This is a genomic window from Parafrankia soli (assembly GCF_001854695.1).
Classification (GTDB): Bacteria; Actinomycetota; Actinomycetes; order Frankiales; family Frankiaceae; genus Parafrankia; species Parafrankia soli.
Genome location: NZ_MAXA01000053.1, coordinates 1 through 7,560 on the forward strand (window position 1 = coordinate 1; position 7,560 = coordinate 7,560).

Below are 7,560 nucleotides of genomic sequence, written 5' to 3' on the forward strand. Positions count from 1 at the left end.
GGTTGGAACTGCACCCGGATAAGACGCGGCTGATCGAGTTCGGGCGGTACGCCGCCCGGGATCGGAAGCGGCGGGGTCTGGGCAAGCCGGAGACGTTCGACTTTCTGGGGTTCACGCACATCTGTGCGACATCCCGGAGGGGGACGTTCTGGCTCAAGCGCATCACGATCGCGAAACGCATGCGGGCGAAGCTGAAGGCGGTCAATGAGCAGCTGAAGCGTCGTCGGCATACGCCCATCCCGGATCAGGGACGCTGRTTGGCGAGCGTGCTACGTGGGCATATGGCCTACTACGCTGTGCCCGGCAACACCGACACGATGTCGGCCTTCCGTACCCAGGTGACRCGGCACTGGTTCAAGGCGCTGCGGCGCCRCAGCCAACGTGACCGGATGAACTGGCAACGGATGGGGCGGATCGCGGCTCGATGGCTACCCCCAGTCCGAGTGATGCATCCCTTCCCGGAGAGACGCTTCGCAGCCAGAACCTGAGGCAGGAGCCCAGTGCGGTAGTCCCGCACGCTGGGATCTGTGCGGGGGGCCGCCCGCAAGGGCGGTCCCTACCGCGACTCCATTTCGAGGTGCCTGGAGGGAAGTGGCACACGGTGATCTGAAGGCCGGCCGTGCGGGCGAAGTCGGCCAGTTCCTTCTTCCACGCACGCACCCGATAGCCGTTGGCACCGCCGGCGTCCGCGGTGATCAGCAGCCGGGTCGCGGCCGGGTAGCGGTGGCGGCCTTCGCCGTCCCACCAGCGGCGTAGGGTCGCGACCGCGAACGCGGCGGTGTCCCCGTCGCAGCCGACCGACACCCAGCCGGTATCGGCGGCCAGGTCGTAGACCCCGTAGGGCACTGCCTTCTGGGCGTTCTTCTCGGGGAAGTCATGGGCACGGACCCGCACCGGCTGCCCGGCGCGGTGCCACTCCCGGCCGGCGACCGCATAGCCGCCAAGGACTTCCTTCTTCTTCGTATCCACGCTGACGACAGGCTGCCCGGCCGCGGTGAACTCCTTGACCCGCTCGTTGATATAGCGGAACTGGCCGTCCCGGTCAGGATGACGTGCGCCCTCGGTCGTGCGCGAGGTGCCCTGCAGGCTGAACCCCTCCGCGCGCAGCAGCGCGCCGACCGTGTCCGCGCCGACCGGATGCCCGTGGGYGGTCAGCTGCTCGGCGAGTCGGCGGGTGGACTTCACCGTCCACCGCAACGGCGATTCCGGATCCCCCCGCTGGTCGGGCTCGACCAGCGCCAGCAGCGCCGCCACCAGCTCCGGTCCTTCTCCCGCAACGCCTTGCGGCCCGCGCCCGGCGCGCGCACCCGGCCCGTCGGGGCTGCGCCCGCCCCCAGCTCGGCTACGCCGCGCGAGACCGTGTCCTGCGACACCCCGGCCGCCCGGGCCACCAGACGGATCCCGCCATGCCCGAATGCCCGCGCGTCCGCTCCCAGCACCAGCCGGCGCTGCCGCTCGTCCAGATGCGGCAACAGCACGGTGAACTTCTCCGCGAACACCACCTCGTCAACCCGCTCCACGCGCCGGAGCGTCCCACGATCTCCCACGTAGATCAAAGACCGGAGTTATTTTCCGGCGGCTCCCTGGTGTCCGTGGCTGCGCGTCGAACCCGCCGGCCACCACGGAGGCGATGCCCCGAATGTCTGTATTGCCAGGCACTTCACCACACCCGACAGGTCGCACAAATGCTAACTGTCAGTCACCACCGAATGTGCGACAGAGCCGATCTTGAAACAGTCCCGCTGCCAGGCTACTGCTGGTAGGACACGGGCAGCGATCCCCGTAGGGATCGCTGCCCGTGAGCCGGTCCCGCCTCAGGTCGGTGGTTTGAATCCAGGTCTTCGCAGGGCTATATCCTCCGATAGAGCTGCTGATAGCGCGCGGCGGCGTTCGGGTTCTGGTAGACGCAGCCGGGTCCGAGGGGGCGGTTGAGGTTGGATCCTACGTTCCCGGGGTCGCAGTTGCCGAAGTAGAATTCATATGCGAGTCCTTTTCCGGCGCGTTCGAGGAACCAGTCGTACATCCATTGGATGAAGTTGGCGCTGTCGCCTCCGCCGTTTGTGCCGGCGCCGCTCACGACTCCCCATTCGCCGATGCCGAATGCTTTGTTGTGTGCGGTGGCGAAGTTGTACCAGTAGGTGAGTCCGCCGACTGCGTTGGCTTGTGCGTCGAATTCTGCTTTTGTTCGGGATGGCGGCCAGAAGTCGTAGGAGTCGAGGCCTACGTCGTCGACCCAGGCGTCACCGGGGTACATGTCGATCGCGTTGTGGCTGGGGGGGTTCTGTGAGTAGTGGGCGTTGAGGCTCCAGGAGATTTCGGGGTCGGGTTCGGCGGTCGATCGGATGGCGTCGACAACGTGTCGCCAGCAGTTGATGTAGTTCGTCGGGTTGGTGGCGGACCATTGGTACCAGTTTCCGTTGCCTTCCCATGCGAGCCGGATGATGGAGTCCTGGCGGCCGTATGTGTTCAGTATGTTGCCAAAGGTCCGCCAGTAGGAGTCGTAGGCGCCGGTGGCGCAGGTGGCGTTGTTGGCGCCGATGTTCTCCGGGAAGGGTGAGGCCGCGATGATGAGGCGGCCTGGCCAGGTGGCAAATCTCTGGAGAAGGTCGGTGGGTTGGGTGACGTTTGTCCAGCTGTTCCGGGTGGTGTACAGCAGGGCGAAGTCGCAGGGGGTGCCGCGCCAGTTACAGAAGGCGTCGATGTTGGCGGGGGTCATGACCGGGTCGGGGTAGGTGCCCGAGATCCATGGTTTACCGGAGCGTGGTCCTGCGTACAGGGGCGGTGCGGGAGTGGGGGTGGTGCCGGCTGGGACCTCGACGCGGTCGAAGCTGACGGCGTTCCCGGTGGAGGCGGCGTTGTGTTGGCCGAGGTTGGTGAGCGCGAAGGTGTGTGTGGTGGGTGTGAGCTGGGCGRAGCTGTAGAGCAGTGTGACGATCCGGGTCGGTGCGTAGGTGTCGATCGGGCTGGTGGGTCCGCCGTCGATGCTGACGGAGGCGAATCCGCCGTCGGGGCCCTTGACTCCGTAGATGTTGGCCTGGACTCCGGAGAAGCGGATGGTGGCGGCGGCACCGGCGGTGGTCGAGGTGTGGATGCTGTTGTTGGGGGTGACGGTGACGCAGCCCAGGCACTGGGTCCAGGTTCCGGTGTAGGAGACCTGGTTGGGTCCGGTGCCGATGCTGGTGTCCTCGATGGTGACCGGTGGCGTCGGTGGTGGGGGCGGTATGACTGTGGGGTCGCCGATCTCGGCGCGGTCGAAGCCGACGTAGTAGTTCGAGGAGGCGCCGCTCCGCTTGTGGACGTTGGTGATTGTCAGGGTGTGTGTGCCGGGGGAGAGCTGCGGGGAGCTGTAGCTCAACGTGACGGCTGAGGCGTTGCGATAGGTGTCGACCGTTGTCGGTGTTCCGTTGTCGATGCTGAACGCGGCGAATCCCCCGAGGGGGTTCTTGATTCCGTAGATGCTGATCTGGGCGCCGGAGAAGCGGATCGTGGCGATGGCGCCGTAGTCGTAGGAGTAGCGGAAGCTGCTGTTGGGGGTGRCGGGTCCGCAGCCGGTGCACAGCGACCAGGCTCCTGAGTAGGTGACCTGGTTGATGCCGGTGCCGACGGCGGTGTCCTCGATGGTGGTCACGGTCGGTGGTGGTATCACCGGGGGTGGGGGTGGTGGTGTTGCCTCGACGGCTACGGCGCGGTCGAAGCCGACGTAGTAGTTAGTGGACGCGGCGTTGTGCTGATGCACGTTCGTGATCGTCAGTGTGTGGGTGCCCGCGGGTAGCGGCGCGGAGCTGTACTGCGGGGCGACGACCGACGCGCTGGCATATGTGTCGACCGTTGTCGGTGTTCCGTTGTCGATGCTGAACGCGGCGAATCCCCCGAGGGGGTTCTTGATTCCGTAGATGCTGATCTGGGTTCCGGAGAAGCGAACCGTGATCGTCGCACCGCTGGCGTAGGAGTAACGGAAGCTGCTGTTCGCTGTGGCGGGTCCGCAGCCGGTACATACCGACCAGGCTCCCGAGTAGGTGACCTGGTTGATGCCGGTGCCGACGGCGGTGTCCTMAATGGTGGTCATGGTCGTCGCCGCGCTGGCCGGCGCCACGGTCGGCCCAATGGCCGTGACGAGCGCCACCACAACCAGTACAGCAAGGCCCAGTGCGCCGGGAATGCGACCTACCTTTCGTCGTCCCAATCTACTGAAAACTTTCAAATGGTACCTTCTCATCCTTGTCTGGATCACGTTCTTCTCATCGCGCATTTTCGTATCCCGTCGTGAGCTACAGGAGACTGCGCGCTCCCTGGAGGAGTGCACAACCACAGACAGAACCTGAAGCTAAACCGAATCTAAGCGCTACCACGGAAGTGTAGGATTCTCGGAGATTCAAGACGTCGACACCCAACGCGGCACTGTTGCGTCTACGGTTTCCGCGGTCTCTGTAGCGTTCGCGGGGCATGATCGAATGATGGTTCGCCGTCCCGTCCGTCCCCGGTTCCGATGTGCGAGTGTTCGCCGGGTTTCGGTTCCTACCTGAGGTGATCGTGCTGGCGGTCCGCTGGTACGTGCGCTTCGCGCTGTCGTACCGGGATGTCGAGGAGCTGCTCGCCGAGCGCGACGTCGACGTCGACGTCGACGTCGATCACGTGACCGTGCACCGGTGGGTGCAGCGATTGGGCGAACTACACTTTTCTTATGGCGAAGTTGGACGGTCTGCGACTTGGTTCTGTACGCCCGGTACTCGGAACTGGTCGGTGGGGATGACGCGTTAGAGCGTCAGGACGAGGACGGGTACGAGTTCGCTGAGGGGCACGGCGCGACGATCGAGAAGGTCTACGACAGAACCCACGGGATCGAATGCCCTCTTTACACCGCGGGCGGCGCTGTCGGGTGACCAATCCCGGCCGCTGGTGCTACGTCTTGAAGTGGGCGAGACCTGACCTGCGCCGGCGCAACGCGCAGGCGTCAGCCCGTCTCGAGCAAGTCGAGCAGCAGCCGGATCCGCCTATCGTCGCTCGGCGGGCCATCGAGGTGCAGCATGGCGGCCAGCGTCAGCAGGTCGGCGATGCCGATGTCAGGTGTGCGGCCCCAGCAGCCTGAGCACGGCCGAGAACGGCACCCCCGGCACGGCAAACCGCAGTGGGCCAGCGGATGTAGCTGACCCTCCACAGACGTTCCCAGTGCTGATCGGATGCTGGGCCACGCATCGTGACGGTGTGCCGCGTGGCCGCTTCCAGCCAGCCCCTGAGCGCCTCGCCTGGCGGAAGGCTCTCGTTCAACTCGTCGGCGATGTGGCAGAGATCAGTAATCTCCACCCGGAAGGCGGCGTTGACGAGCGCTTCCCGATTGGCGAAGTGTCGATAGAGCGTCGCCGGCCCCACCTTCGCGCGTTGCGCCACCATGCTGAGGGGAGCTCCGGTGCCCTGCGCGATGAACACCTCGCGGGCGGCCTCAACAAGGCGATTTTCGTTGCGCTGCGCGTCTGTCCGGCGAGCCCGGTCGGCGCGGGGCGGGGTCTTGCCGTCCGCGGTCACGGCTGTTCCGGCTTAGCGGGCCACACGGCGGCATGGGGAAACAGATCGGCTGTTGTCGCGCTACCGACCAACATGTTTCCAGCGGTCACGGCAGCCACATCGCTGTAGGGCCCGCCGAGGGTGCCGTGATCGGTGAGAGTTCCGCGATACCACGTCGCAGCGTGCGGGCCGGACGGCGTCGACATCGTGCCGGCTACCAACCCTCGCTCGTTCAGACCGACCGGATCGAAGCCGCTCGCCGCGGGCCCGAGTTCGATCCTGCGACCGGCGCTCCACAGAAACCCACGCGGGTGCGCCCCGATGCTGCGCACCAGAACCTCGCCCCGGCTGGTCAGCGCAACCGCCTCGCTGACGCCGTCGCCTGGCAGCACCCCAAGGTCTGTCATGTGACCGCGCTGCCAGAGGAAGGCGTGCCACGCACCGGCGGCGGTCAAGCCGGACCCGATGATCTGACCAGCGTTGTTCACGGCGACAGCCTGGCTCTCAGATCCCCCCAACGTTCCCAGATCGCGGATCTTGCCGTTCGACCAGGCGAACGCGTGCGTCGAACCATCCTGGCGCTGACTCGAGCCCACCACCAGGCCTGAATCGTTGATCGCGGCCGCGGAGCTGTAGCTGCCGCCGAGAGCGCCCAGATCCTGCATCCGTCCTGCCGTCAAGCGGTAGGCGTGCGAGTTCCCGGAGTCGGTCGAGCTGGTTCCTACGATGACCCCGAAGGTATTCACCGCGGCGGCGGAGCTCGTCCATCCGCCAATAGTGTCAGTACCGCCCAAAAAGCCCAGGGGTTGCCATTTCCCGTCGACCCAGGAGAATGCCTGCCGATCATAGCGACCAATAATATCCCCTATTATCACTCCATGCTCGTTTATAGCCGTCGGCCGACTGCCGCCCGGCAGCTGTTGGAGACGACCTCCTCGCCACAGAAATCCCACCACGCTGTACGGAGAGGACTGCCAGTAACCAGCGCATAGGCCGCTGCGGTCGCTGCAGACCACCCGGCCGGGCCAAGGCTGCGGCGCCGGGATCAGCACTGGTTTCGATCTGGGGAGGCCAGGAAAACCCGCGCTAGATGCCCGCGATCCCGCCACAGGTGCCCCACCTGGAGACGCCATCACGCGAGCTTCCGTGCCTACCCATGACGAAGTCGCCGCAGTCGCCGCGAAGGTTGTGCGCAAAAGTGCGCGTCGGCTCCACTCTCGCATTTCCTTTCCCTCTCCGTATGAAATCTTTTTAACTACTGTCCCGATGTGGGCAATGATTATTGACCATCTATGCCGCACACATCAAGTGCGGTCCTGAACCGCCCCGGGTTCGGTGGAGACCGGTCCGTTTGAGAGGATCGAGTCGTGCCCGCTCCCAGGAAGTACCCCGATGAGCTTCGTGAACGTTCCGTGCGGCTTGTGCTGCAGATGCGTCGTGAGCAGCCGGCGGAGGCGTCACGTGCGATCTCGACGGTCGCGAAGCGGCTGGATGTGCATCCGGCGACGTTGCGGCTGTGGGTGAATCAGGCTGAGGTCGACCAAGGGAATCGTCCTGGTACCACCACGCCGGATGCCGCGCGTATCGCCGAGCTGGAACGTGAGGTTCGTGAGCTGAAGCGCKCGAATGAGATCCTGAAAGCGGCGTCGGCTTTCTTCGCGGCGGAGCTGTGCGCCACGAGGCGCCGAGACAATCGAGGAGGGGTGGGAGACCCTCTCCCGCTGGGCTGTCGCAGCAGCCTAGTGAAGCCAGGGGGCAGCCTGACCCGGAGGAACGCTGGGGAGGGTGGCAAGCGGCCCCGACGAAGACAGGTCGCGGCGGGACTGCCAGACGGCGCGGGCCTGTTCGGCAAGGTCAGAAGGTGTAACGGAAGTGAACCAGTGGTCGAAGCTCCGTAAGCGCGAAGCCGTGCTCAAACCTGGTGGATAGGGGTCGGTGAGCAGCGCGCGGCGGTCGGGCAGTTCGTGTCCGTCGTCGACTCCGAAGCCGCGTAGTTCCGGCGGTGGGGAGGCCACGGTGAAAGTCTGCGGCGTAGCCGTGGCGATGCTGCCGGAGTAGAGC

General features: G+C 65.5%; 6 protein-coding genes and 3 pseudogenes. 3 read left to right on the forward strand and 6 right to left on the reverse strand.

The genetic code is table 11. The features are described 5' to 3' along the window. From BBK14_RS39280 to BBK14_RS06735, 3 genes and pseudogenes are all read right to left on the reverse strand, one after another. Positions 1-230: hypothetical protein (locus tag BBK14_RS39280; RefSeq protein ID WP_206744657.1), on the reverse strand; the 230-nt coding region annotated here is incomplete at its 3' end. A 331-nt stretch (positions 231-561) separates the two neighbouring features. Then, positions 562-1,520: pseudogene (locus BBK14_RS06730) on the reverse strand (ISAzo13 family transposase); the annotation flags it as partial. Between the two features lie 329 nt (positions 1,521-1,849). Further along, entirely contained in the window at positions 1,850-4,066 is a 2,217-nt protein-coding gene (locus BBK14_RS06735; protein ID WP_083390773.1) for a glycosyl hydrolase, read from the reverse strand. Positions 4,067-4,488: 422 nt separating this feature from the next. On the opposite strand from BBK14_RS06735, the pseudogene BBK14_RS36720 reads away from it, so the two are divergent. Both BBK14_RS36720 and BBK14_RS38765 read left to right on the forward strand, forming a co-directional pair. Next, positions 4,489-4,659, forward strand: a pseudogene (locus tag BBK14_RS36720) (IS6 family transposase); the annotation flags it as partial. A 47-nt stretch (positions 4,660-4,706) separates the two neighbouring features. Further along, positions 4,707-4,880 carry a hypothetical protein gene (locus BBK14_RS38765; protein WP_198541193.1) on the forward strand — a complete coding sequence of 58 codons (174 nt, stop codon included), beginning with the start codon at positions 4,707-4,709 and terminating at the stop codon, positions 4,878-4,880. 157 nt (positions 4,881-5,037) lie between these two features. Here BBK14_RS38765 and BBK14_RS06740 read toward each other — a convergent pair whose 3' ends face one another. Together BBK14_RS06740 and BBK14_RS06745 are read right to left on the reverse strand one after the other, a co-directional pair. After that, positions 5,038-5,520: a TetR/AcrR family transcriptional regulator gene (locus BBK14_RS06740; RefSeq protein ID WP_071060324.1), complete on the reverse strand. Its 483-nt coding sequence runs from the start codon at positions 5,518-5,520 to the stop codon at positions 5,038-5,040. Then, a complete protein-coding gene (locus tag BBK14_RS06745) occupies positions 5,517-6,374 on the reverse strand; it encodes an HAF repeat-containing protein (protein ID WP_241831234.1) in 858 nt (285 codons plus the stop codon). Before BBK14_RS06745 ends, BBK14_RS06740 begins: the two co-directional genes overlap by 4 nt. 492 nt (positions 6,375-6,866) lie before the next feature. On the opposite strand from BBK14_RS06745, the pseudogene BBK14_RS42035 reads away from it, so the two are divergent. Beyond that, positions 6,867-7,157: pseudogene (locus tag BBK14_RS42035) on the forward strand (transposase); the annotation flags it as partial. A gap of 81 nt (positions 7,158-7,238) precedes the next feature. Here BBK14_RS42035 and BBK14_RS39690 read toward each other — a convergent pair. Continuing rightward, positions 7,239-7,560, reverse strand: a 322-nt coding sequence (locus BBK14_RS39690) for a hypothetical protein (RefSeq protein ID WP_241831236.1), incomplete at its 5' end; no start/stop codon positions are given.